Annotated in this window: 25 protein-coding genes and 1 tRNA gene; 16 read left to right on the top strand and 10 right to left on the bottom strand. The window is 52.4% G+C overall.

Features of this window, described 5'->3' with window-relative positions:
• Positions 1-115: 115 nt before the first annotated feature.
• From hxlA to ACPUC7_RS05785, 11 genes are all read left to right on the top strand, one after another.
• The gene (gene hxlA / locus ACPUC7_RS05835) at positions 116-751 is read left to right on the top strand and encodes a 3-hexulose-6-phosphate synthase (RefSeq protein ID WP_494922108.1); all 636 of its coding nucleotides are present in this window, start codon (positions 116-118) and stop codon (positions 749-751) included.
• Between the two features lie 18 nt (positions 752-769).
• The gene (gene hxlB / locus ACPUC7_RS05830; RefSeq protein WP_494922107.1) at positions 770-1,330 is read left to right on the top strand and encodes a 6-phospho-3-hexuloisomerase; all 561 of its coding nucleotides are present in this window, start codon (positions 770-772) and stop codon (positions 1,328-1,330) included.
• Positions 1,331-1,423: 93 nt separating this feature from the next.
• Positions 1,424-3,355: a PTS mannitol transporter subunit IICBA gene (locus ACPUC7_RS05825; RefSeq protein WP_494922106.1), complete on the top strand. Its 1,932-nt coding sequence runs from the start codon at positions 1,424-1,426 to the stop codon at positions 3,353-3,355.
• 45 nt (positions 3,356-3,400) lie between these two features.
• Positions 3,401-4,558: a mannitol-1-phosphate 5-dehydrogenase gene (locus tag ACPUC7_RS05820; RefSeq protein ID WP_494922105.1), complete on the top strand. Its 1,158-nt coding sequence runs from the start codon at positions 3,401-3,403 to the stop codon at positions 4,556-4,558.
• 31 nt (positions 4,559-4,589) lie between these two features.
• Entirely contained in the window at positions 4,590-5,120 is a 531-nt protein-coding gene (locus ACPUC7_RS05815; RefSeq protein ID WP_494922104.1) for a 5' nucleotidase, NT5C type, read from the top strand.
• Between the two features lie 367 nt (positions 5,121-5,487).
• On the top strand, positions 5,488-6,561 hold the full coding sequence (locus ACPUC7_RS05810) for a Gfo/Idh/MocA family protein (RefSeq protein WP_494922103.1): 1,074 nt from the start codon (positions 5,488-5,490) through the stop codon (positions 6,559-6,561).
• On the top strand, positions 6,561-7,394 hold the full coding sequence (locus tag ACPUC7_RS05805) for a sugar phosphate isomerase/epimerase family protein (protein WP_494922102.1): 834 nt from the start codon (positions 6,561-6,563) through the stop codon (positions 7,392-7,394). Before ACPUC7_RS05810 ends, ACPUC7_RS05805 begins: the two co-directional genes overlap by 1 nt.
• 1 nt (position 7,395) lies before the next feature.
• Complete coding sequence (locus ACPUC7_RS05800; RefSeq protein WP_494922101.1) at positions 7,396-8,187, top strand: alpha/beta fold hydrolase; 792 nt, start codon at positions 7,396-7,398, stop codon at positions 8,185-8,187.
• 106 nt (positions 8,188-8,293) lie between these two features.
• Positions 8,294-9,253, top strand: a complete 960-nt coding sequence (gene tal / locus ACPUC7_RS05795; RefSeq protein ID WP_494922100.1) for a transaldolase — start codon at positions 8,294-8,296, stop codon at positions 9,251-9,253.
• 3 nt (positions 9,254-9,256) lie between these two features.
• Complete coding sequence (gene tkt, locus ACPUC7_RS05790; protein WP_494922099.1) at positions 9,257-11,248, top strand: transketolase; 1,992 nt, start codon at positions 9,257-9,259, stop codon at positions 11,246-11,248.
• Positions 11,249-11,320: 72 nt separating this feature from the next.
• Positions 11,321-11,665 carry a hypothetical protein gene (locus ACPUC7_RS05785; protein WP_494922098.1) on the top strand — a complete coding sequence of 115 codons (345 nt, stop codon included), beginning with the start codon at positions 11,321-11,323 and terminating at the stop codon, positions 11,663-11,665.
• Positions 11,666-12,271: 606 nt separating this feature from the next.
• On the opposite strand, the gene ACPUC7_RS05780 is transcribed toward ACPUC7_RS05785, so the two are convergent.
• A tRNA-Phe gene (locus ACPUC7_RS05780) sits at positions 12,272-12,347 on the bottom strand.
• Positions 12,348-12,541: 194 nt separating this feature from the next.
• Here ACPUC7_RS05780 and ACPUC7_RS05775 point away from each other — a divergent pair.
• From ACPUC7_RS05775 to ACPUC7_RS05755, 5 genes are all read left to right on the top strand, one after another.
• A complete protein-coding gene (locus ACPUC7_RS05775; protein ID WP_494922097.1) occupies positions 12,542-13,864 on the top strand; it encodes a methyl-accepting chemotaxis protein in 1,323 nt (440 codons plus the stop codon).
• A gap of 113 nt (positions 13,865-13,977) precedes the next feature.
• Positions 13,978-15,201: a SpoIIE family protein phosphatase gene (locus ACPUC7_RS05770; RefSeq protein WP_494922096.1), complete on the top strand. Its 1,224-nt coding sequence runs from the start codon at positions 13,978-13,980 to the stop codon at positions 15,199-15,201.
• 10 nt (positions 15,202-15,211) lie between these two features.
• Complete coding sequence (locus ACPUC7_RS05765; RefSeq protein ID WP_343550825.1) at positions 15,212-15,763, top strand: SiaB family protein kinase; 552 nt, start codon at positions 15,212-15,214, stop codon at positions 15,761-15,763.
• A gap of 7 nt (positions 15,764-15,770) precedes the next feature.
• Positions 15,771-16,157 (top strand): DUF1987 domain-containing protein, encoded by a 387-nt coding sequence (locus ACPUC7_RS05760; RefSeq protein WP_343550824.1) that lies wholly within the window; start codon positions 15,771-15,773, stop codon positions 16,155-16,157.
• Positions 16,157-16,864 carry a GGDEF domain-containing protein gene (locus ACPUC7_RS05755; protein ID WP_494922381.1) on the top strand — a complete coding sequence of 236 codons (708 nt, stop codon included), beginning with the start codon at positions 16,157-16,159 and terminating at the stop codon, positions 16,862-16,864. The genes ACPUC7_RS05760 and ACPUC7_RS05755 overlap by 1 nt, the downstream gene beginning before the upstream one ends.
• A 3-nt stretch (positions 16,865-16,867) precedes the next feature.
• On the opposite strand, the gene mrdA is transcribed toward ACPUC7_RS05755, so the two are convergent.
• The 9 genes from mrdA to osmY form a co-directional block, all read right to left on the bottom strand.
• Positions 16,868-18,742, bottom strand: coding sequence for a penicillin-binding protein 2 (gene mrdA / locus ACPUC7_RS05750; protein WP_494922095.1), 1,875 nt, complete (start codon positions 18,740-18,742; stop codon positions 16,868-16,870).
• Positions 18,743-18,939: 197 nt separating this feature from the next.
• A complete protein-coding gene (gene deoD / locus ACPUC7_RS05745; RefSeq protein WP_343550822.1) occupies positions 18,940-19,653 on the bottom strand; it encodes a purine-nucleoside phosphorylase in 714 nt (237 codons plus the stop codon).
• Between the two features lie 34 nt (positions 19,654-19,687).
• Positions 19,688-20,911, bottom strand: coding sequence for a phosphopentomutase (gene deoB, locus ACPUC7_RS05740; RefSeq protein ID WP_494922094.1), 1,224 nt, complete (start codon positions 20,909-20,911; stop codon positions 19,688-19,690).
• A 93-nt stretch (positions 20,912-21,004) separates the two neighbouring features.
• Entirely contained in the window at positions 21,005-22,327 is a 1,323-nt protein-coding gene (gene deoA / locus ACPUC7_RS05735) for a thymidine phosphorylase (protein ID WP_494922093.1), read from the bottom strand.
• A gap of 64 nt (positions 22,328-22,391) precedes the next feature.
• Positions 22,392-23,171 carry a deoxyribose-phosphate aldolase gene (gene deoC, locus ACPUC7_RS05730; RefSeq protein ID WP_494922092.1) on the bottom strand — a complete coding sequence of 260 codons (780 nt, stop codon included), beginning with the start codon at positions 23,169-23,171 and terminating at the stop codon, positions 22,392-22,394.
• 294 nt (positions 23,172-23,465) lie between these two features.
• Positions 23,466-24,242, bottom strand: coding sequence for a TatD family hydrolase (locus ACPUC7_RS05725; RefSeq protein WP_494922091.1), 777 nt, complete (start codon positions 24,240-24,242; stop codon positions 23,466-23,468).
• Complete coding sequence (locus tag ACPUC7_RS05720) at positions 24,239-25,291, bottom strand: patatin-like phospholipase family protein (RefSeq protein ID WP_494922090.1); 1,053 nt, start codon at positions 25,289-25,291, stop codon at positions 24,239-24,241. The genes ACPUC7_RS05725 and ACPUC7_RS05720 overlap by 4 nt, the downstream gene beginning before the upstream one ends.
• 177 nt (positions 25,292-25,468) lie before the next feature.
• Positions 25,469-25,630 (bottom strand): DUF1328 domain-containing protein, encoded by a 162-nt coding sequence (locus ACPUC7_RS05715; protein WP_343550816.1) that lies wholly within the window; start codon positions 25,628-25,630, stop codon positions 25,469-25,471.
• 94 nt (positions 25,631-25,724) lie between these two features.
• The gene (osmY, locus tag ACPUC7_RS05710) at positions 25,725-26,339 is read right to left on the bottom strand and encodes a molecular chaperone OsmY (protein WP_343550815.1); all 615 of its coding nucleotides are present in this window, start codon (positions 26,337-26,339) and stop codon (positions 25,725-25,727) included.
• Positions 26,340-26,442: the final 103 nt, after the last annotated feature.

Here is a 26,442-nt window from a genome sequence, read left to right as displayed (position 1 = left end):
GGATTGACAGCCTCAATCGCAAGTAATAGCTTGCGTATCAGTTGCGATATAGGTTCAAGATATGCGGTTTTAGTTGCCAAGTGGCTTCAAATCGCAAACAACCCAAGGAATCCAAATGAAACTTCAATTGGCTTTAGATGACATCACCCTCGACGATGCCCTGACTTTGCTGGAGAAAGTTCACAGCTATGTGGACATCGTGGAAATCGGTACGCCTTTCATCATTCAGGATGGAATGGTGCCAGTACGCGAAATTAAAAAGCGCTGGCCACATTTGCAGGTACTTGCTGACACCAAAATCATGGACGCAGGTGAATACGAAGCACGCCTGGCATTTGATGCCGGTGCCGATGCCATCACGGTATTAGGTGTGACCGATATTCTTACCGTGAAAGGTTGCCTCGAAGCCGCTGCTCCTTATGACGGCATGGTGGTTATCGACATGATCTGTGTCCCAGACCTAGAAGAGAAAGTTCGCCAGTTGGAAGACGCAGGCGTCACCGCACTGGCAGTGCATACCGGCGTAGACCAACAGGCTGCCGGACGTACGCCGCTGGATGATCTTATAGCGATGCGTAACTGCAGCAAACAGTCAGTGATTTTCGTTGCTGGCGGTATCACGCTCTCAACTCTCGATGTGTACCAGGAAAACGGTGCTGATGTTGCCATTATCGGCAGCGGCATTTCTCGCGCCGCGGATCCGGTTAATGAAGCCCGCCTTATCTCTGAAAAACTCCGTTCAGCACGTTAATCAAAAGAGAATATCGACATGAAAAGCAGTGAATACAGCGTTCAAGTAATTGAAGAACTCAGCAAAACACTGGGCCAGATTGACGATCAGAGCGCTGAAGCCCTGACGGAAAAGCTGTTAGGCGCTGGAAAGATTTTAGTTGCAGGTGCGGGTCGTTCTGGTTTTGCAGCCAAAGCTTTTGCCATGCGTCTGATGCACATGGGCTTTGATGCCTACGTCGTGGGTGAAACCGTGACGCCAAACCTTGAGCCGGGCGATGTGCTATTGATTGGCTCAGGCTCTGGTGAAACCGGCAGCCTGGTTTCCATGGCAACTAAAGCTAAAGCACTCGGCGGCACCCTTGCGCTGGTTACTATTTTCCCAGAATCCACCATTGGCAAGCTGGCTGATATCAGTGTGCGTATTCCGGCTCCAACACCTAAAGCCGCCAGCGACAATGGACTGACTTCAATTCAGCCAATGGGATCGCTGTTTGAACAGAGTCTGTTCCTGTTCCTGGACGTGGTGATCCTCAAGCTGATGGAAGTAAAAAGCAAAGATTCCGGCACTATGTTCAAACGTCACGCCAACCTTGAATAAGCGAAAACCTGTCTAAACAGGTTGCTTTAAACCTGCAGCGCCCCTTTATGGGGCGTATGCCCTACACAACGTTACTGCCTCGAGAACCCAACTATGAATACAACAGGGAAAAGAGAACGGATTCAGGCCATGGGCGGATTTTTATCCGGCATGGTGTTACCCAACATCGGCGCGTTTATCGCGTGGGGATTAATCACCGCACTGTTTATACCAACTGGCTGGATTCCAAATGCCCAACTGGCAGAGCTGGTTGGCCCAATGATCCGCTTCCTGCTTCCCCTGCTGATTGGATATACCGGCGGTAAAGCGGTAGGTGGCGAGCGCGGAGGCGTGATTGGTGCGATCGCCACCATGGGCGTTATCGTCGGTGCCGATATTCCTATGTTCCTCGGCGCGATGGTGATGGGCCCGCTATCTGGCTACATCATTAAGCGATTCGACCGTTTCGTCGATGGCCGTATTCCATCCGGCTTCGAAATGCTGGTTAATAACTTCTCTATCGGCATTATTGGCATGTTGCTGGCGCTGATCTCTTACAAAGGCGTTGGCCCGGTAGTCTATGAAGTAAACCATCTGTTGATGTCCGGCATTCAGTACATGGTTAAAGCTGGTTATTTACCGCTGCTGTCGATTGTTAACGAACCGGCGAAAGTGTTGTTCCTTAATAATGCCATTGAACAAGGGATCTATGCACCGCTCGGCCTGCAGGATTCACTTGCCAATGGTGGAAAATCGATCTTCTTCATGCTGGAAACCAGTCCGGGGCCGGGATTGGGGCTGCTGCTCGCATTCTGGTTATTTGGTAAAGGTGCCAGTAAGCAGTCAGCGCCAACCGCTGTGATTATTCACTTCCTCGGTGGTATTCACGAAATTTACTTCCCGTATGTGCTGATGAAACCACTCATGATCATCCCAATGATCCTGGGCGGCATGGCCGGTGTAGTGACCTTTATGTTCTTCAACGCCGGACTGGTCGCATTCCCGTCACCGGGTAGCATCTTCTCTTATCTGGCGATGACTCCGCGCGGTGGTTTTACTGCCACCATTGCTGGGGTTGTATCTGGTACGGTCGTGTCATTTGTGATTAGCGCTTTCATCCTGAAACTGAGTCGCAATGAGAGCCAGGATTTCGAAGAATCACAAAAACGTACCCAGGATATGAAGAAGAAGGGTAAAGGCCAGCTACCTCAAGCTGCATCAGCAGCCTATACCGCACCTAGTGATATTCCAGCCGAACGTCTCAAAGCTGTAACCCGAATTGTCGTCGCCTGTGATGCGGGGATGGGTTCAAGCGCAATGGGCGCTGGCATGCTGCGCAAAAAGGTCAAAGAAGCCGGTTTGACCCATATTTCGGTGACCAATAGTGCAGTAAATAACCTGACTGGAAATGAAGATCTGGTGATTACTCACCGGGATCTGACGCACAACGCGCTGAACCGCTCGCCGTCAGCGCTGCATATATCGCTGACCAATTTCTTAAACGGCGAACTGTATCAGGCGCTGACCGCTCGACTGTCAGGCAACTCGGAGAAACCCTCTGTTGCCGCCCCAGCCCAAGCTGATGTGGTCAATGAAGGGGAAATTTTCCGACTGACTGAGAGCAATGTCTATTTAGGTCTGAAGGCCGACAACAAAGAACAGGCCATTCGTTTTGCCGGATCAATGTTGGTATCGAACGGCTTCGTTACGGCGGAATACGTGGATGCGATGATCGAACGTGAAGCGCTCTCATCAACCTACTTGGGTGAATCGATTGCGGTGCCTCATGGCACGATTGCCGCCAAAGATCGTGTGCTAAAGACCGGCGTAGTTTTCTGCCAGTTCCCGGATGGTGTGCAATTCGGCGAGGAAGAGGATGACCGAGCGCGGCTGGTCATTGGTATCGCGGCTCGTAATGACGAACACCTGTTTGTCATCAGCAGCCTGACCAATGCGCTCGACGATGAAAAGCTGATCGAAAAGCTGGCCACTACTCGCAACGTTAATGATGTCCTGGATATTTTATCGGGCGACAAGGCCGCCTGACAGTTAATTAGGGCGCAGCAATGCGCCCTCTCACGGAGTCAAAATATGAAAGCGCTACATTTTGGTGCCGGTAACATTGGCAGGGGATTTATCGGGCTTAATTTGGCCAAATCAGGCTACGCAGTTACGTTTGTCGATGTAAGTCAGGTGCTGATTGATGAGTTGAACGCCCGCAATGGCTATCTGGTCGATTTTGTAGGCGCAACCCCGTTTTCAGAAGTTGTTAACGGCGTCAGTGCGTTGAATATTAATGATGTTGCCAGTGTGACGCAGGCTTTCTGTGACGCGGATATTGTCACTACGGCGATAGGCCCGCATATTCTTCCGCACATTGCGCCAGTGATCGCCACAGGGCTGCAAGCACGTCTTGAACAATCTGGCTCGCCCGTCAACATCATCGCTTGTGAAAATATGACCGGCGGAAGCAGCGCGCTGAAAACATACGTTTTCAGCCACATTCCAGAATCGCAGCACGACAAAATTAATAGCATCGCCGGATTTCCTGATGCCGCTGTTGACCGCATTGTTCCTATTCAGAAAAACGAAGATATCCTGACGGTGAAGACTGAAATTTATCAGGAATGGGACATTGATCTTCGTGGCTGCATTGGTGAGCCGCCAGAGCTCGACGGTGCTCATTGGGTAGAGGATTTAACGCCATACATTGAGCGTAAACTCTACACCATCAATACCAGCCACACCGCTATTGCATGGCTGGGTGCGTATTACGGCTTCCGTACTATCGGTGAATCACTGGCCAATGAACGTGTGCGCCTGACTATCAATGCCGTGCTGGATGAATCCGCCGCATTCCTGTTGGACCGCCATGATTTCAGTGAAAGCGCGCATCGAGATTACATTCACACCACTCTGGAACGCTTCAAAAACCCTGAGATTGTTGATGGTGTGCGTCGTGTTGGCCGTTCGCCAGGACGAAAATTAAGAGCAGATGAGCGCATCATTTACCCTGCGTCGCAAGCGATGAAACTAGGTGTTGTGCCGCACGGCTTGGCAACCGCTGCCGCTGCTGCCTTGTTGTATGAGGACATCGATGATGAAGAGTCGATGCAGATCCGCCGCAACATCATTTCTGACGGTGTAGAACAGGTGGTAACGCAGTTAACAGGCCTGCAGGCCGGAGAGCCGCTCTATCAACTGATCCTGCAAAAATACATGCTACTCTCTGGGAAGAACCGTTCGTAACTCCTTACCGACATACAAAAGAGTGAATGTAATGAAAAGAATTGCGATAGATATGGATGAGGTAATTGCTGACTTTAACAGCAAGATGATCCCCAGTTTTAACACCCGATTTAATGCGCAAATCAGCCTTGCCGACCTGGATGGTTTGACTATCCAGCAACTTCGTCCGGATATTAAAGACCAGATCGAAGAGATGATTGGTGAAGTCGATTTCTTTGCCAATCTGGACGTGATGCCAGATAGCCAGCGGGTAATAAAAAAACTGGCCGAAACTCATGAAATATTTATCACTACGGCAGCGATGGAGTTTCCCCGTTCTTTCAATGCAAAATTTGAATGGATGGAGCAGAATTTCCCCTTCATCAGCCCAATGAACATCGTCTTTTGTGGCAATAAAAGCATTCTAAAAGCCGATTACCTTATTGATGACAACGCGCGCCATTTTCAGCATTTTTGTGGTGAAGGCATTTTGTTCTCTGCACCACACAACCGCAATATTACGGGTTATCGCCGGGTTAATAACTGGCTTGAAATTGAAGCGTTGTTTTCAGATTTAACCTGACAAACACACTCTTTTCTTCGATGCGGTGAAATCGGAAATATTCATTAACCGCATCGAAATTTACTCATTGAAATACATCAGATTGACGCCTTCGGGCCCGGTCAGTGGTTGCCTGCGCCTGATGCTCCAAATCTGCAAAATGTATTTCCGGTTTTAGTGCTGATTCAGACGTTATTTTTGTGATGTAAAGCAGTAGCCAACAGTGCATTTAGTTAAAAGCGGAAAAAAATAAACCATTTCGTTTCTGTTTTCCGATTTTTGGGCGGCGAGATAATACGGTCTCCCGCCTGTGATGATGATTTCAAGGTCACCCGCACGAACGCCATCCAGGCTCCGGTCCTACAGCAAATGGTTTAAGGAAATGGAAATGACAACTGATAAAAAAGTCCTTCGCGTTGGTGTTCTAGGTTGTGGCCCTATTTCTCAGGCTGCCCATTTTGAGTCCTGCACCAAAGCGGATAATGCAGAACTTTATGCCATCTGCGACAGCGCAGATGATTTGCGTGACCGTATGGCCGCGATGTGGGCTCCTCGCGTGGCATACGCTGATTATCAACAGATGCTGGATGATGAAAATGTTGATGCAGTGATTATCGCAACGGCAGATGCTTTCCATGTACCTCTTTCTCTCATGGCTCTGCGTGCAGGGAAGCATGTGCTATGTGAAAAGCCATTAGGCATCAGTGTTGAAGAAGCCGAAGAGATTGCTCAGGTTGCACGGTCAAGCGGTCGCGTATTCCAGGTCGCGCACATGAAGCGCTTTGACGGCGGTATCCAGGCAGCCAGAGATTTCATCCAGGGTGAAATGGGCGCACTTGTGGCCTACAAAGGTTGGTATGGCGATAACAGTCACCGCTATACCGTGACCAATGCAGTTCAACCCAAAATCATTGGTAGCGCAGCAAAACGCAAACCCTCGGTTGATCCCAAAGCTGATTTACAGCAGTACTACATGCTGGCTCATGGCAGCCATCTGATTGATACCGCTTCATTCCTCGGTGGTGAAATAACCGACGTAGAAGCACGCTTTATCAAACGGGGTGGCGTGCATTGCTGGTTCATGGATATCGCATTTGCTAACGGCGCGCTGGGCCATCTGGATCTGAGCGTTGGCGTCCGCATGGACTGGCATGAAGGGTTCCAGATTTACGGCGAGAACGGTAGCGTACTGGGCAAGACATACAACCCATGGCTGTTCAAATCCAGTGACGTTGATATTTTCCATGAAGAGAGCGCAACCTGGAGCCGCCCACTGGCTGCCGATGGCCACTTCTATCGCCGTCAGGTTGAGGCATTTGCTGAAACCATCCTCAACAACGGTGTGATCACTGGCACCAGTGTTGATGACGGTCTGTACATCGTTAAAGCGATGGCTGCGGTTCAGGAGTCAGTGCGTACCGGTAAATCAGTGCGCATTGCTGACGCGAAAGGGGCTATCTGATGGATAAGGGTATTTTTTCAAAAACATTCTCGACCGAAAACGTAGACGCTAACTTTGCACTGATTAAGTCTCTTGGTTATCAGGCGACACAATTTAACTTTGCCAGCGCAGGTCTATCTGCGCTGCCGGAAAACGTACCAGACTCCGCCATTCGCGATATCGCCGCTGCGGTTGAAAAACACGGTATTCGTATTGAAGCAATTTCGGCCACTTTCAATATTACACATCCGGACTCTGCAGTAATTGAGCATGGTTTAGTCTGCCTTGATAGCATTTGTGCTGCAGCAGCCAAACTTAACTGCCCGCTCGCAACGCTTTGCACCGGAACGCTTGATGCCGAAGATCAGTGGCGTTTTCATCCAGAAAATAACACGCCAGAAGCCTGGCAGACGCTCACCGAAACGATGACGCGCGCACTGGAAATCGCCGCCAGGCATGACGTCTGCCTGGGTATCGAACCTGAGCTGGCCAACGTTATTAACTCAGCAGAGAAGGCTCGCCGCTTAATTGACCAACTTGGCAATCCGCGCCTGAAGGTCATTTTTGATCCTGCAAACTTATTCGAAGTCGCCACTCTTGATGAGCAACGTCAGATTGTTTCTGATGCGATTAAATTGGTCGGTGCAGATATCGCCATTGCGCACGCCAAGGACCGCAATCAGGACGGGACTTTTGCAACTGCCGGTCGTGGCGTTCTCGATTATGCATGGTACCTGAGCGAGTTGGCTAAAACCGGTTTTGACGGCTGCATCGTCACACACGGACTGGCAGCAGATGAAGCTGAAGCGGTATCGCAGATGCTGGATCAATATCTGGTCCGGGAGGAAGACTGAAATGCTCCACAGTTTTAACCATCAAGGATTAAAGCTGAGCTATTACGACAGCGGTGGTGACGGTCCTGTGCTGATTTTTCAGCACGGGTTGACGGGTGACCATCAACAAACCCGGCAATCTTTTCGGTCGGATGATTACAGGCTAATTACCCTCGAATGTCGTGGCCATGGTCTTTCAGATGTGGGCAACTCAGAGCAGCTTGGCATCATAACTTTTGCCGACGATTTATTGGCATTGCTGGACCACCTAAAGATTGAACGTGCTTTTTTTGCGGGCATTTCAATGGGTGCAGCGGTTACTGCACGCTTTACTGCATTGCACCCGGAGAGAGTGAAATCGTTAACGCTGGTTCGCCCAGCCTGGTCAGATAGCGCAGCCCCGACAAATTTGATGATATTCAGTATCGCGGCAGATTTTCTTGCGCTGTACGGCGATCAGCAAGGCCGAGAGCGGTTTGTAAATTCCGATGCGTTTAAAGCGTTACAGCTTGAATCTGAAGATAACGCGCAGTCGCTGGAAAAACTGTTTGTTCATCCACAACCGCATCTGCCCGCGTTGCTGAGAAACATCGTTACCTGCGATCCTGGATGGTGTGCAGCAGACATCAACAACGCTCACATACGGATTAAGGTGATTGGTACCTCGCTGGATCACATCCATCCACTGTCGATGGCTGGAAAAGTCGCCTCTAGCTTAGGCCTCAAGGGATTTGTCGATATTTTCCCTAAAACTCTCGATAAGGAAAAGCATCTTTCCGAATTGACGAGCGAAATTATCGCCAACGTAAAATAAGTTGAATATAACTGACCAGTAATTGCTATCGATTACTGGTCGCTTTTACTGACTTTAATTCACATGAATAGAGTCGGTGCGTCTCATTACGGGAAAATTAACAATCATGACTGCTTTAACTTCTTTGAAGAAATATACGACGGTAGTAGCGGACAGCGGTGATATAGAGGCTATCAGATCTTTTCTGCCTGAAGATGCCACAACCAACCCGTCACTAATTCTTCAGGCATCTGAACTGGAACAGTATGCCCCGCTAATTCGTGATGCCGTTGCGTATGCACGCAAGCATGAGAATGAATTTGCGGATCAAATCAAAGCAGCCAGCGAAAAATTAACAGTTAATATCGGTTGTGAGATTCTTAAATATATTCCAGGTAGAATCTCTACCGAAGTCGATGCACGTTATTCTTTTAATACGGATGCCTGCATTAAAAGCGCAAAACAGCTCATTGCGCTGTATCAGGAAGCTGGGATAGAAAAATCTCGTGTGCTAATCAAGATTGCGGCAACGTGGGAAGGTATTCGTGCTGCTGAAGCGCTTGAGAAAGAAAGCATTAACTGCAATCTGACACTTATTTTCTCGTTTGCACAGGCCCGCGCCTGTGCCGAAGCTGGTGTATGGCTGATCTCACCATTTGTCGGACGCATCTACGACTGGTATCAAAAGAAATCCCCACAAGACACTTACCACGTATGTGACGACCGTGGCGTCGCATCTGTTCGCCAAATCTATGATTATTATAAGCTTCATGGCTATCAGACTATTGTCATGGGAGCCAGCTTCCGACGCACTGAGCAGATCATTGCGCTTGCTGGATGTGATCGCCTGACAATTGCTCCAAAACTCCTGAAAGCCCTAGAGAGTAGCGGTTCAACCGTCGTTCGCCATCTCTCGCCTCCGTCAAATGTCATAAAAGCGCCCGCAGCTCTGACTGAAGATGCTTTCCGTTGGCTCCATAACGAAGATGCGATGGCAGTGGAAAAACTGGCTGAAGGCATCCGCCTCTTTGCAGCTGACCAGAACAAACTTGAATCAATGCTCTCTCAATTACTGGAAGGGGAATAAGCAATGCAACGTAAAACTCTGGCCAACGCCATTCGCGCGTTAAGTATGGATGCAGTACAGAAAGCCAATTCGGGACATCCGGGTGCCCCAATGGGCATGGCGGACATCGCCGAAGTGCTGTGGCGTGACTTCCTGAACCATAACCCTACTAACCCGCTGTGGGCAGATCGTGACCGCTTCGTGCTGTCGAACGGTCACGGCTCAATGCTGATTTATAGCCTGCTGCACCTCACTGGCTACGACCTGCCGATGAGCGAGCTGCAGAACTTCCGTCAGCTGCACTCTAAAACTCCAGGCCATCCAGAATACGGCTACACCGCAGGCGTCGAAACCACCACCGGCCCGCTGGGTCAGGGCATAGCTAACGCGGTAGGTTTTGCTATTGCTGAACGCACGCTGGCGGCGCAGTTCAACCGCCCAGGCCATGACATCGTAGACCACAACACCTACGTGTTCATGGGCGACGGCTGCATGATGGAAGGCATCTCACACGAAGTCTGCTCCATCGCCGGTACCCTGAAGCTGGGCAAACTGGTTGCTTTCTATGATGACAACGGCATTTCTATCGACGGTCACGTGGATGGCTGGTTCACCGACGACACCGCAAAACGCTTTGAAGCCTACGACTGGCACGTGGTGCGCGGCGTGGACGGTCACGATGCCGACGCGATTAAGAAAGCCGTCGAAGAAGCCAAAGCGGTTTCCGACAAGCCTTCACTGCTGATGTGCAAAACCGTGATTGGTTTCGGTTCACCTAACAAAGCTGGCACGCACGATTCGCACGGCGCACCGCTGGGTGCCGATGAAATCGCCCTGACCCGTAAACAACTGGGCTGGAACCACGGTCCGTTTGAAATCCCGTCTGACATCTATGCGCAGTGGGATGCCAAAGAAGCGGGCCAGGCGAAAGAGTCCGCGTGGGATAAGAAATTCGCTGCCTACGCCGCTGCCCATCCGGAACTGGCAGCTGAGTTCAAGCGTCGCGTCAACAACGAGCTGCCCGCTAACTGGGCAACTGAATCACAGAAATTCATTGAGCAGTTGCAGGCCAATCCGGCGAAAATCGCCAGCCGCAAAGCCTCGCAGAACGCCATCGAAGCCTTCGGTAAAATCCTGCCGGAATATCTGGGCGGCTCCGCTGACCTGGCGCCAAGCAACCTCACCATGTGGTCGGGTTCTAAGCCGATCAACGAAGATGCGGCCGGTAATTACATTCATTACGGCGTGCGCGAATTCGGCATGACCGCGATTGCCAACGGTATTGCGCTGCACGGCGGTTTCCTGCCGTACACCGCCACCTTCCTGATGTTCGTGGAATATGCGCGTAACGCGGCGCGTATGGCTGCGCTGATGAAAATCCGTCAGGTAATGGTTTACACCCACGACTCGATTGGTCTGGGCGAAGATGGTCCGACGCACCAGCCGGTTGAGCAGATGGCCAGCCTGCGCGTGACGCCAAACATGAGCCTGTGGCGTCCGTGCGACCAGGTTGAATCGGCGGTAGCGTGGAAATACGCCATCGAGCGCGTTGATGGCCCATCGGCGCTGATCTTCTCGCGTCAGAACCTGGCGCAGCAGGATCGTACGGCTGAGCAGCTGGCAAACGTGGCGCGCGGCGGTTACGTGCTGAAAGACAGCAACGGCACGCCGGAGTTGATCCTGATCGCCACCGGTTCAGAAGTGGAACTGGCAGTGGGTGCGTACGAGCAGCTGACGGCGGAAGGTCGCAAGGTGCGGGTGGTGTCTATGCCATCGACCGATGCGTTTGATAAGCAGGATGCGGCCTATCGTGAATCCGTGCTGCCGAAAGCCGTTGCTGCGCGCGTGGCGATTGAAGCGGGTATCGCCGATTACTGGTTCAAATACACCGGCCTGAACGGCGCGATCGTCGGCATGACCACATTCGGTGAGTCTGCTCCAGCGGATCAGCTGTTCAAAGAGTTTGGCTTTACGGTTGAGAACGTAGTGAATAAAGCTAAAGAACTTATTAATTAAAACAAGTAATGGATTGAGGCTGCTGTATGGCAGCAGCCTCAACACCTGCAAATATGTTTAGAGTTAACGACTATGAATAATCAAAATGACAAAAACTCATTAAATCATCATAAAGTTGATGATGAGGGGCTGATTGAAAAAGTCCGGATAATTAATCATTTTTATTATTGTATGAATGTTGCTGTCAGAATGAAGAAGTATGCTTCCCCAGGAATGAACGAGTCACAGATAAAATTATTCTACAGGGAATGGTTGAGTCGAGCACAGGAAAAACAGATTTTCGATAAAATTGTGTTGGCAGAAATTACATGGTTAAAATCTGAAGTTAAAAAATACAATGCTAAGGATTTCGAAAGACGGTTATATTTAGTTTACTCTAAGTCAAGGGTAGATAATAGCGCATCTGCCAATGAGTGAGCGTCATTTGAAGGTTAACGGCCAATCGAAAACTAATTTTCGGTATGCACTCAGAAGAAAATATCACTGTAGACAATCATAGTCGTCGGATATAAGAATTTTTTGCATCTCATTTCTTACTTGCCGTAGGCCTTACCGTCATCCACCGCGCCCTGTACCGGACTTGGCCTCTGCTGAGGGCAACCGGAGCAGCACAGCCTTAAGTCTGCAAGCTTCCTGCACCTGCAGTAAAGATTCCAGCGTACTACTCTCATCAGTTCGCTGCGCGTGGCCTTTCAATCATTCTGACTGGCAAGGCAAATCATGAATCTGTCCAATAACACAATTCTTATAACCTGGGCTACCAGTGGCTTTGGTCGCATCCTAGCGGAAGCTCTAAGCGATCGCTGAAATCGTGTGATCATTACAAGTTGACAATTATAACATGCGTTGTAATTATTTACGCCAACGAGAAAAGGGCACCAGCAGCAACTGGTACCCTTTCTTGAAGATTTTTATGTTCAATCTTGGATGGTGCATCTACACATGCAGCCAACGTTGCTTGAACACCACCTTCGTTTAGACACCCGTTAGAGATCTCACTTCTAACCAGTGTGCTTCGATGTATGGTGCCCGGACGCGGAATCGAACCACGGACACGGGGATTTTCAATCCCCTGCTCTACCGACTGAGCTATCCGGGCAACGGGGCGCATTAAACCCTACTCAGGCCGCACCGTCAAACGCTTTTCGGCAAAAATCATCTGACTGATGCCTTTTAAAGCAACCTCCAGACCATCCGGTAAAAAATTGATTCACCTATCGCTGTTATCGGTGAATTTTTAATCGCTTGTGCCGATAACCGTGCTGACAACCCATACCAATAATAAGGTCCGCCATGTTTAGCACAATTACATCGGGAATCCTGTCACGCCTCGCGTGGCAAAAACGCAGCCATAGCATGGCAACGCTCAGTTCGTTGCAGGATGCTATCGCTATGGTCGAATTCACGCCGGAAGGCCACATTCTCACCGCCAATGAACTGTTTCTGGAGCGCATGGGCTACACGCTCAAAGAGATCGTTGGGCAGCATCACAGCATGTTCTGCACCGCCGATTTGATTAACTCTGCGCAGTATCGCGACTTTTGGCGGCGGCTGAATCGCGGTGAAGGTTTCAGCGATAAATTCCTGCGCGTGGCGAAACACAGCCGCCCTATTTGGCTGGAAGCCAATTATGTACCGGTGCAGGATCGCAGCGGTCGCGTGGTGAAAATCGTCAAGCTGGCGAGCGATATCACCGCGCGCATCATGGATGCGCAGGAGCAGCGCGCCATGACCACCGCAATTGAGCGTTCGATGGCGGTGATCGCCTTTAACCTCAAAGGCGAAGTATTGATGACCAACGATAACTTTCTGAAAACCATGGGTTATCGCAGTGATGAAGTGATTGGCGTGCATCACAGTCAATTTTGTCCGCCGGAGCTCGCGCAGAGCGACGAATATCGCCGTTTCTGGCACAAGCTGAATCAGGGCGAATTTATCTCCGGCCAGTTCCAGCGCGTGAATAAACGCGGCCAAACCGTGTGGCTGCGCGCCACCTATAACCCGGTGTTCAACGAAGATGGCGAGCTGTACAAAGTGGTGAAGTTCGCCACCGATGTCACCGCGCAGGTGGAGAAAAACCATCAGGAACGTGAAGCGGCGCAGCAAGCGTATCAAACCGCGCTGCAAACCAGCGAAAGCACCCGTTTGGGTGCGACGGTGATCGAAAACAGCGTGCAAACCATGAATGATTTGGCCGGTGAACTGCACGGTATTTCCGGCGATATCAGTAACCTGAGCGAATCCTCCGATCGCATTGGCGCGATTGTTGAGAGCATTCGCCGCATCGCCGATCAAACCAATTTGCTGGCGCTCAACGCCGCGGTGGAAGCCGCGCGCGCCGGTCAACACGGTCGCAGTTTTGCCGTGGTCGCCAATGAAGTGCGTACCCTGGCGGCGAACATTAACCGCGCCACCACCGAAATTGAGAACATGGTGCAACACAACCATACTTTGGCGGAAAAAGCGTTGAAAGGGATTGCATCTAACCTGAAACGCGCCGATCAGGGCGTGGTATTAGCACAAGAAGCTGGCGGCATGATGGCGGATATTCGCGGCAGTTCCAGCGAAGTGGTTCGCGCGATTGGTCACGTTACTGAAGCATTGAAAGAAGAGTAATTTTTTGCAGGTCACCCTAAATGGCGACCCTACGGAATCACACTGCTGTGACATAAAAATGTCACAGCAGTGCAGTAATCTAAGATAATTCTTAATCAACGCCAGAATTCCCTATGCAACTGCCTGATTTACGCGCAGGCCTTGCCTCGCTATCGAGTCGTTCCCGCGCGCGATCGCTGTGCATTGCGGTGCCTTTTGTCAGTCCAGCCATGGACAACACTGCGGTGATGGCGTTGTTTACTGAACACAAAGATCTGATTGGTTTGCCGGTAGTGGAAAACGGTACGCCGTTCGGCATGATCAACCGCCATATTTTCCTGTCACAGATGTCGCGCCCGTTTTTCCGCGAACTTTACGACCGTAAAAGCTGCATCGCCTTTATGGATAAAGAGCCGCTGGTGATCGAAGCCGAAACTGAGCTCGATCGCGTGGCGCAGCAAGTGGTGGCAAGCGGTGATAAGTCGGTCACCGACGGTTTTATCCTCACCGATCAAGGCCGCTATATCGGCATTGGTTTGGGTATCGACCTGATCCGCACCGTGTCGGATTTGCAGCATCAGCAACATCAACAAATTTTGCAGAGCATTGATTACGCCCGCGTTATTCAGGACGCGATGCTTGATCGATCCACGCAACAGATGGCGCAGCAGCTCACCGATTGGTGTCTGCACTGGCAGCCGCGCGACGGCGTTGGCGGCGACTATTACGCCTTCCATCAGGATGAACACGGCTGGCTGGCATTGATTGCCGACTGCACTGGCCACGGCATTCCCGGCGCGTTTATGACGGTGATCCTGCAATCGGCATTGGAAAATGCCTTGCAGCAAAACCGCCGTGAACCTTCCGATGTGCTGCAATCGCTTAATCGTCATATCAAACAAACGTTGGGGCAATTGAATGCCTCGCAGCAAACCTCGCTGTCGAATGACGGCTGCGATGCCATCGCGCTGCGTCTGGATAGCGAGAATCATCAGCTTTATTGGTCGAGCGCGCGCATGCATGCCTTACTGCATGCGGCTAACGGTGAAGCGGAATCACTGAAAGCCGATCGCGTTGGCGTGGGCTATACCGACACGCCGCATGATTACGTCTGGCCACAGCAGCAACGCACGCTCAATGCAGGCGACATGCTGCTAGTGATGACCGACGGCGTGACCGATCAGCCTGGCGGCGAACGCCAGATTATGTTTGGCAAAAAGCGCATTCAGTCGCTGGTTAATCACTATCAAACTCTGTCGATGCCGGCACTTTCCGCAGCATTTGAGCAGGAATTTCTTCGTTGGCAAGGCAACCAGCCGCGACGCGATGACGTCACCTGGTTTGGCTTCCGTTATTAGAGTGCGTGTTATGAACTCAGGTTCAAGCGTCAGCCGCGTCCCGCCGGAAAGCGTGGCGCTGCATTACACCGGCCTTTTTTCGCCACAGAACATCACCGCGATGGGCGAAGTGATTAAAGTCTTTTTGGAGAACCAGCAGGCGCCAGTTAAAGTGCGCCGCCGCTTGTTCTCCAGCTTTGTTGAAATCGTTCAGAACATTTTGCGCTACTCGCAGGACAGCCGCAGCACCAGCCACGCCGAGCAGGATTTCCGTTTCGGCACTGTGACGCTGCATGTTGAAGGCGATAACTACGTGTTGGAAAGCAGCAATCAGGTGGATGAAGTCGCCTGCGAGCAGTTGCGTTATTGGCTCGATTTGCTGCGCACCATGAGTAATGAAGAGATTAAGCAGGCTTACCGCGTTGGCCTGCGCACCGAGAGCCCCGCCACCAGCAAAGGGGCCAATATTGGATTATTAACGCTGGCGCGTGACGTCAGCGAACCGCTGGAGTATGAACTGCGTCCGTTGGCTGCCAACGGCTACGCCACGTTTTGGCTCAAAGCCACCATTCACCAGGATTGATGTACTTATGCAAAACCTTGTTATTGCTGCCACAGAGAGCACGCCCGACGTTAATTTCGATTTTGAAACCGCACACTTTTCGCTGCGCGGGGAATCCTGGCCGGAAAACGCGGCGGCGTTTTATCGCCCGTTGCTGGATGCATTAGAAAACTGGCAACCGGCGGCCACTGGCCCGATCGCCGTAGATATCGCCCTGCGCTACTTCAACAGCTCCAGCACCAAGATGCTGTTTAGCCTGTTCGATCTGTTTAACCAGCGTGCGCAGCATGGTCATCAAGTTGAACTGAATTGGTTCTTTGATGAAGAAGATGATGTCTCTGAAGAGTTCGGTCAGGAACTGGCGCTGGACTTCACCGATTTGCAGGTGAAGTTGCAGGCGGAAATGGCTTCGTGATGGATCTCAACGAGCTGTTCCGCGAAGAGAGCGACGTACTCAATCGTTCACAGGATGTGGCGGCTCAAACCTCGCTCAGCGCCGAGGATTATCGCGATGCGTTGCTGATGGTCAATCGCCATTATCAGCGCTTGATGCGTGAAACTTACCGCATGATCTCGCGCAGCGACCGCGCCGAGCGGGAACTTAATCGCGTCAACGAGCAGTTGCATCAGTTGGCGCAAGAGTTGGAATACAAAGCCAGTCACGATCCGCTGACGGCGGTATGGAATCGCGGCGCGATTATTCAGCGCATCACGCAAACGCTGAGCAATGGCGCGGCGGCGTTGATCATTCTGGATATCGACCACTTCAAGCGCATCAACGATGAGTTTGGTCATCCGATGGGCGACAAAGTGATTTGTGGCTTGGTGTCGCGTATTCAGGCGCACTGCCCGGAAGATGCCAGCATCGGCAGAATTGGTGGCGAAGAGTTTACCGTGCTGCTGCCGCATTATCGTTTATCGGATGCGGTGATTGTGGCGGGCGCGATTCACGCCTCACTCAATGCTTCACCGCTCGCCGTGCTGCCGGGCCAACTGGTCACCGCCAGCCTCGGCGTTAGCTACGGCAAACCCGGCTCGGATTTCGAAACGCTGTATAACAATGCCGATGTCGCGCTGTATGACGCGAAAAATCACGGCCGCAACCGCGTGTTCTTCCGCTAAACATTATTGCGCCGCGGTCGCCATTGGCGGCTCGGCGGGCGGCGGCACAAAGATGTGGTCGAGGATATTACGCATCAGCGGCGCGGCGGTGACACCTTCATTACCACCGTTCTCCAGAATCAGCGCCACCGCCACTTTCGGATCGTTAAACGGCGCAAATGCGGTGTAGAAGATGTGATCGCGCAGGCGCATTGGCGTCATTTTGGCGTTGTAGATCTGGTTTTGCTTCAGGCTGAACACCTGCGATGTGCCTGATTTCGCCGCAATGCCGTACGGCGCGGTGTGGAAATATTTGTAGCCGGTACCGTTTGGCGCATTCGCCATACCAAACATCGCGTGACGCACCAGCGACCAATACGGTGATTTGGCATCGCCAATCTGCGGTTGCGGTAATTTGGCCTGATACGGCACCACCGTGGTGCCGCGCTGCGATTTCTCCAGCAGATGCGGATTGATCACCCGACCATTGTTAATCAATGCCACCAGCGCTTTCACCATCTGAATCGGCGTTGCCACCCAATAACCTTGTCCAATGCCGACCGAAACCGTATCGCCCTGATACCACACCTTTTTATGCACTTTTTGCTTCCATTCACGGCTTGGCAGTAATCCGGCGTACTCCTCATTCAAATCGATACCGGTGGATTTGCCGTAGCCAAACTGGCTTAGCATGGTGTGAATGCGGTCGATGCCCATCATGAACGCCACCTGATAAAAGAAGCTGTCGGCGGATTCTTCGATAGCTTTGGTGACGTCGAGCATGCCGTGGCCGGTTTTTTTCCAGTCGCGATATTTACGATCGGTGCCCGGCAGCGTCCAGGTCGGCGCGCCGAACAGGGTGAAACTTGGGGTGATCACTTTGGTCAATAGCGCCGACATCGCCATATACGGTTTGACCGTAGACGCAGGCGGATACAAGCCTTGCGTAACGCGGTTGATCAGCGGCAGATCTTTATCCTGCAACAGCGTTTTGTAGGCTTTGTAGCTGATGCCTTTAACGAACGGATTGGGATCGTAGCTGGGTGCGGAAACCATCGCTAGCACGCTGCCATCGTGCGGATCTTCAATCAACGCCGCCGCTCGCTGCCCGGCGAGTTGGCTTTCAACGTATTGCTGTAAATGCAGATCCAGCGTCAGCGTGATGTTTTGTCCGGCGACCGGCGGCACTTCTTTCAGCACGCGCACGATGCGACCGTGGTTATCCACTTCCACTTCCTGGTAGCCGGTTTTGCCGTGCAGCAGCGATTCGTAATAGCCTTCAATGCCCTGCTTACCGATGTTGTGATCGGCGGCGTAGTTCTCGCCGACGCCTTCGGCGTTCAGGCGTTTGAAGTCGTTATCGTTGATTTTCGACACATAACCGAGCACGTGCGCCAGGTCAGCTCCGTACGGATATTCGCGATCCTGATAGGTATCGACGGTGACGCCGGTAAAGCGGAATTGATTGACGGCGAAGCGCGCCACTTCTTCGTCAGTCAGTTCCGCTTTCAGTTCCACTGGCTTATAACGGCTGTTTTGCTTGAGATCGTGCTCGAAGGTATCGATCTCTTCTGGGGTTAAATCGACAATCGGTGTCAGCTCTTTCAGCGTTTCCTGCATGTTGTCGATTTTGTACGGCGTGATGTGGATGTCGTACCAACTGACGTTGCGCACCAGCGGAATACCGTTGCGATCAAAGATCAAGCCACGCGTCGGCGCGATGGGGATCATTTTGATGTCGTTTTCGTTGGATCGCGTTTGGTAATAGCTGTGCTGATCGACCTGCAAGCGATACAGATTGACGCCAAGAATGGTAAAGCAGATGACAACCAGGGCAAAGGCAACAATCGCACGGCGGGCAAACAGCTTTTCTTCTGCTTCGAAATTACGGAAATTCATCAGGTGGGCTTAGTCTCTTTGTTATCACGCTAATGATAAGCAGAGATTGTTTTAGAGCCAGCACGAAGATGCACAAGCTTGGGTAAAAGTGTGTCAGATGTTTACGGGAAGGAATCCAGGTCACCATAAATGGCGACCCTACAGTGGCAAATGTTTGTAGGGTCGCCATTTATGGTGACCTGGGAATTAGGCGGAAATTAATCCCCCAACAGCACCGACTCCAGCGCGATCTTAATCATATCGTTGAAGGTGGTCTGACGCTCAGCGGCGGTGGTTTGCTCGTGAGTACGGATATGATCCGACACGGTGCAGATGGTCAGCGCTTTAGCACCAAACTCTGCCGCCACACCGTAAATACCGGCGGCTTCCATTTCCACGCCCAGGATGCCGTACTTCTCCATCACGTCGAACATCTGCGGATCTGGCGTGTAAAACAGCTCCGCCGAGAACAGGTTACCGACGCGTGCATCGACGCCCAGCGCTTTCGCGGCATCGACGGCATGACGCACCATATCGAAGTCAGCAATCGCGGCGAAATCGTGATCTTTGAAACGCATGCGGTTCACTTTGGAATCGGTACATGCGCCCATGCCGATCACCACGTCACGCAGCTTCACGTCTGGGCGCACCGCGCCGCATGAACCCACGCGGATGATCTTCTTCACGCCGAAATCGGTGATCAGCTCTTTGGTGTAGATCGAGCAAGAAGGAATGCCCATGCCGTGACCCATTACCGAGATCTTGCGGCCTTTATAAGTGCCGGTGTAACCCAACATGCCGCGCACGTTGTTCACTTCCACGGCATTTTCAAGGAAGGTTTCAGCAATGTGCTTAGCGCGCAGCGGATCGCCCGGCATCAATACCACGTCTGCGAAATCACCCATTTCTGCATTAATATGAGGCGTTGCCATGATTATTTTCCTTATAAAATTGGGGGGCGCTGTTTTACAGCATGCTCTGACCGTAGTCCATGCTGGACAGGCCGAAATAGTTGGCGATGGTCTGGCCGATATCAGCGAAAGTATCGCGATAGCCCAGCGATCCCGGCTTCACATTTGGGCCGTAGATCAGAATCGGAATGTGCTCGCGCGTGTGTTCGGTGCCCGGCCAGCTTGGATCGCAGCCGTGATCGGCGGTGAGGATCAGAATATCGCCCTCTTTCACCAACTCCATCAGCTCTGGCAAACGACGATCAAAGAACTCCAATCCGCCCGCATAACCGGCGATATCACGACGATGTCCCCACGTCGAGTCGAAATCAACGAAGTTAGTGAACACAATCGAGTTGTCCGGCGCTTTCTTCATCTGCTCAATTGTGGCGTTGAACAGCGCGTCTAAACCGGTGGCTTTGACCTTCTGCGTGATGCCTTGCTCAGCGTAGATATCAGCGATTTTACCTACCGAAATCACTTCGCCGCCCTTCTCGTCCACCAGTTTTTTCAACATGGTCGGCGCTGGCGGTTCTACGGCCAGATCGTGGCGGTTGCCGGTACGCTCGAAGTGACCGGGTTTGTCGCCAACAAACGGACGCGCAATCACACGGCCAATGTTGTAGCCGCCATTGGTCAGCTCTTCGCGGGCGATTTCACACAGTGCATATAAGCGATCAAGGCCAAAGGTCTCTTCGTGGCAGGCAATCTGGAACACGGAATCCGCCGAAGTGTAGAAAATCGGCTTGCCGGATTTCATATGCTCTTCACCCAGCTCATCAAGAATCACGGTACCGGATGAGTGGCAGTTACCGAGATAGCCCGGCAGATCGGCACGTTTCACCAGAATATCCAGCAGTTCCTGCGGGAAGCTGTTTTGCTTGTCGCTGAAGTAGCCCCAATCAAACAGCACTGGCACGCCAGCGATTTCCCAGTGACCTGACGGCGTATCTTTGCCCGACGACATTTCGCTGGCATAGGCATACGCGCCGATGATTTCCGCGTTGGCGTCGAGGCCTTTTGGGAAACGTCCGGTCGAGAGTTCAGCCGCTTTGCCGAGTCCCAATTTGGTCAGATTAGGTAAGTGCAGCGGGCCTTCACGACCTTCATTGGCGCGGCCTTCGAAGCACGCTTCGGCGATATGCCCGAGCGTGTCCGATCCTTCATCACCGAATTTATCGGCGTCTTTGCTGGAACCGATCCCGAAGGAGTCGAGAACCATAATAAAAGCACGTTTCATGCAAGTCTCCTGCGCAATGCGCGATGACAAGTCAAAAAAAAGCGATCAGATCAGTATACCCGAATGGCCGCTGCCTGGCACCAACAAGCGCTGTTATTCCGTCACACGGCGATAAACCACTGGCGTAATCTCCGACGCTTTATCACTTAAGGTGATGGCGGATTTCACTGCCGCCGCCGCTTGCTGCCACTGTTTTTCGGTGGCAGCGTGGATCACTGCCAGCGGACGCTGCGCATCAACGGGCGTGCCGAGCGTGATCATGTCGCTCAAACCCACGCTGTAATCGATGCTGTCGCTGGCACGCTGGCGGCCACCGCCAAGCGATACCACCGCCATGCCCAGCGCACGGGTATCCATCGCGCTGACGATACCTGCGCGATCGGCGTACACCGCTTTGCTCAACATCGGCGCCGGCAAATAGCTGTCCATGCGCTCAATGAAATCCACCGGGCCATTTTGCGCCGCCACCATGCGGGCAAACACTTCTGCCGCTTTACCGTTATCCAATACTTGCTGCAATTTCTGCCGCGCGTCGGCGTCGTTCGCGGCCAGTTTGCCAGAGATCAGCATTTCCGAGCACAGCGCCATCGTCACTTCCAGCAGACGTGGATTACGCGCTTCGCCGGTGAGGAATTGTACCGCCTCGCGCACTTCCAGCGCATTACCGGCAGTCGATGCCAGCACCTGGTTCATGTCGGTGAGCAGCGCGGTAGTTTTGCAACCCGCGCCGTTGGCAACGCCGACAATTGCCTGCGCCAGATTTTCTGAAGCCTCGAAGGTTGGCATGAAAGCGCCAGAACCGACTTTGACGTCCATCACTAAAGCATCCAATCCTTCCGCCAGTTTCTTGGCGAGGATCGACGCAGTGATCAACGGAATAGAATCGACGGTGGCGGTGATATCGCGCGTGGCGTAGAAACGCTTGTCAGCCGGTGCCAGCGAGTTGGTTTGCCCAATAATCGCGATGCCAACGTCTTTAATGATTTGGCGGAAGCGATCGTCGCTTGGAAAGATGTCGAAGCCCGGAATCGCTTCGAGTTTATCCAGCGTGCCGCCAGTATGACCCAAGCCGCGACCGGAGATCATCGGCACATAGCCACCGCACGCCGCCACCATTGGGCCGAGCATCAGCGAGGTGACATCGCCCACGCCGCCGGTCGAATGTTTATCAACAATTGGGCCGTTGAGGTTGAGGGATTTCCAGTTCAGCACCGTGCCGGAATCGCGCATTGCCATGGTCAACGCCACGCGCTCTTCAAGCGACATGTCGTGAAAGTAGATGGTCATCGCCAGTGCGGCAATTTGCCCTTCTGAAACGCTGTTGTCGCGCACACCGTTGATGAAGAAACGGATTTCCGCTTCGCTCAGTGCGTGGCCGTCGCGTTTTTTACGAATAATTTCTTGTGGCAGGAACACAATGGCCTCCCCGGAATAAAAAGAGGTCACCATAAATGGCGACCCGACGAAGAATGGAGTGAACTTAGTAACCGGCTTTGCTGGTCGCAGTTGCGTGGCCCAGCGTATTCAGCAGGCTTGCCAGCAGGCTCGATGCGCCGAAACGGAAGTGGCGCGCATCTGCCCAGCCTTGGCCGAGAATATCGTCAGCCAGTTGCAGATACAGCGCCGCGTCTTCTGCGGTGCGCACGCCGCCCGCCGGTTTGAAACCAACTTGCTGCTGCACGCCTTTGTCACGAATCACTTGCATCATGATCGCCGCCACTTCTGGCGTGGCGTTGACCGGCACTTTACCGGTTGAGGTTTTGATGAAATCAGCACCGGCATCGATGGCGATTTCAGAAGCGGCGCGAATCAGCGCTTCGTCTTTCAGCTCACCGCTTTCGATAATCACTTTCAGCAACACGTTAGACTCAGCGCAGGCTTGTTTACAGGCTTTCACCAGCTCAAAACCAATTTCACGATTACCTGCAATCAGCGCACGATACGGGAACACCACATCCACTTCATCGGCACCGTAAGCAATGGCGGCGCGTGTTTCCGCCAGCGCGATTTCAACATCATCGTTGCCGTGCGGGAAGTTGGTGACGGTAGCAATTTGAATTTCTGGCGTGCCTTGTTCGCGCAGCGCTTTACGTGCCGCAGGAATGAAGCGTGGATAGATGCAGATCGCCGCCGTGTTGCCTGCCGGGGATTTTGCCTGACGGCATAGCGCAATCACCTTCTCGTCGGTGTCGTCTTCGTTGAGGGTGGTCAAATCCATCAGTTGCAATGCGCGCTGTGCTGCTGCTTTAAGGTCGGTCATGATGCTCTCCAAAAGTCAGACCGGCAGGCACAACCCGCCGGAGAATGTGATAATTCTAACAATTACCGTGGCGATGATTTGCGTTTCATGTCACACAGAAAAAGAAAACCTGTCATATACATACAATTATTTAGTGATTTATCTCACAAATAACCGCAAGTAGCGCCTAAGCATCGCCGCTCAGTCGTTGTTATTATTATCACAAAAAAGGCTGCAAAAGTGTACTGGAAGCTCGATAAGCATAGTCAATCAGCTTCAGCGTGGCGCTAAATCCAGAATCTGTCGGGATAAGGTTTAGGATGGCAAAGCAAAAAGACGTTGGCTGTTGTGCCACAGCGCAGCGGCAATCTCTGCGGGCGCTTCGCTGCGTAGCTGGCACAACACCTCAAAGGTGTTGCGAGCACGTTCGGGGCGATTCGGTTGGCCCTGAAAACCTTGCAGCGGCATATCCGGCGCGTCGGTTTCCAGTAACAACGATGAGAGCGGCAACTGGGCAATGGTATTGCGGGTTTTACTGGCGCGTTCATAGGTGATGGTGCCGCCGACGCCAATCGCATAGCCAAGCTGGATAAAACGCTCCGCTTGCTGCTGGCTGCCCGCAAAACCGTGTACCACGCCACGGCGCGGTAAATCGTGACGACGTAAATGCAGCGCGAGTTGATCGTGCGTACGCCGCGAGTGCAGGATCACCGGCAGATCGTAGCGCTTCGCCAGCTTGAGTTGCGCATCCAGCAGGCGCGTTTGCTTATCAAACTGCGCATCGTCCATATACAGATCGAGACCGATCTCACCGATCGCCACACGTTTGCGATCCGGCGTTCTTAACCAGTCTTCGAGTTCATCAAGGTGCGCATCCTGATGCTGCGCGATGTTGATCGGATGCAAACCTAACGCGGCGTATAACGCATCATGTTGCTGCGCCAACTGACTAACCAAAGCAAAACGGCTGGCATCAACGCTTGGCACAATGATTCGCTCCACACCCGCCTGCGCCGCACGCGCGATGCTGGCGGCTGCGTCATCGATAAACGGCGGGAAATCAAAGTGACAATGCGTGTCGATGAATCTCATGCCAGCGAGCCTTTATCGTAATCGGCATCGTTTTCCGCCAGCGACGGCGTAATCAGCGCGCGATTATCCGGCGCATTCGCCACCGCAGCGGGCGGCGTAACCGTGGTATGGCGCAGCAGCGGTTCAGCATCGCTCAACCATTGGCCGAGCGTGGCAAGGAAATAGCGCCCGCTGCGGCGGCCTAAATGGTAATCCTGATTCAGCGACGACAACCGGCTGCCGAGCGCCATGCTCGCCAGCGGTTTGGGCGGATAGATTTCGATGATGCGCAGATTATCCGGCGGCTGCTCAATGAACTGCTGAATCTCACGATAGCTCTCTTCGTGCTGATGCAGGATGTTGATCATCGGCTGCAAGGCGCTGTCGCCCAACCAACGTTCCATGCGCTTGAACCACTTCGGCGTATATGACATCTGCGACGGCACGGTGCGAATCACCACAATGGTGTCTGCGCCACGCCGTGCTGCTTCGCGCACCGGAATCGCATCGCTGATGCCGCCATCCTGATAACTCACGCCATCAATCTCCACGCCGCTGCGATAGAAGCCGGGAATCGCGCTCGAGGCTTTAATGATGTCATGCCAGGTGGTGCTGGAGGGATTGAAATACTCGGCGCGGTAATCGTCGCTGCGGCAGGCGCACATATAAAACTCGCTGCCTTTGGCGAACAGCCCTTCCGCGCTGGTGAGCGCCAGCGGAAACTCTTGTTTGGTGACATCAATCAGCCAATCGAGGTCGATAAGATGGCCGCCACGCACGAAGCGCAACGGGTCGAAAAACAGTTTGCTGGTGGTGTAACGCGAAATCACCCGTCGTGCGTAGCCCGGTTGGCCACAGACAAAGGCAGAAAGATTTTGGGCACCAGCAGAAGTGCCGAGCAGCAATTGAAAGGGATTGAATCCAGCGCGTTGAAACTCATCGAGCACGCCTGCGGTGAAGATGCCGCGTTGACCGCCGCCTTCGCATACCAGGGCGATTTTTTTCGATTTGAACGGGGTTAATGCCAGCGGTTCGATCGAACCTAACGTCAATGGAATGCGTGTTCCCAATGGATGTCCCTCAGTGTTTGCTGCTCTGAGGGAGCCGATAAAGGCGGCATCCCGGAGAACCAGTCATTGTCATTCCCTGACCCATTGCATCTGCAATCGGCGCGGCATCGTAGTATGCCGCAAATGACTGGCCTCCGCTTTAGGTGACTCGCGGGTTAGCGTCGAATACGCAAGGCGTCAGAGTTTTTTGCGCCCGGTAAACAGGCTCACTAGGAACAGAATAATACCGACAATGAACACAAGTTTAGCTGCCCATGCTGCCGTACCCGCCAGACCGCCGAAACCTAATGCTGCAGCAATCAGAGCGATGACCAGAAAAATAATACCCCAACGAAACATAAGCCTCTCCTTTACCAGTGTGAAAATCGAACTGCTTATTTACACCTTTGTTTTTATTCCGAAATGGCACCGTAATAGTGCCATTACTCTCGCGTTAAGATTTCACCTTCAGGTCATTCTTCACGCTTTTTACGCCTTCAATGGCTTTGGCGATTTTCTCAGCACGATCAGACTGTGCCTGGTTCGCCACTTCTCCCGATAACTGCACCACGCCGTCGGTGGTTTCCACCTTCACGTTACGTGACGGCACAATGTCATCTGCTAAAAGCTTAGCTTTAATTTCGCTGGTGGTGGCAGTATCACCGGCATAACCCTTCAGCGAACTGGTTTTGCTGTCTTTAACGTGCAGTTTGTCACTAACGGATTTCACGCCTTCGACTTTCTGCACCAGCGCCACGGCTTTTTCCGCCTGATCCTGCGAGGCCACAAAACCGCTCAGCGTCACCACGCCTTGATGCGTTTTGACCGAGATATCGGTACTTTTAATGGCTTCATCATCGACCAATGCCGCTTTGGCTTTGGCGGTGATGCCGCTGTCATCCATAAAACCATCGACTTTTTTCATTGAGCTATCGATTTTCGCACCCGCGCTGTCGCTGGTTTGCTGTGCTTTCTGCGACATGGATTCATCTGCCATTGCGGCTCCGCTCAACAGTGCGGTACCCGCCAGGGCAGCGATCAGGGTTTTGGCAATCTTAGTCTTATTCATCGATATCATCCTTCTATCCGTTAACTCATCCGCAGCTGCGGATGCCAGTAACAAACGGCGTTACTGAATCTATGGACGTAATGAAACCTGAAAGGTCTCTTTT

Source organism: Pantoea sp. CFCC18179 (genome assembly GCF_059412405.1).
This window is presented reverse-complemented; position numbering and strand designations above follow the sequence as displayed.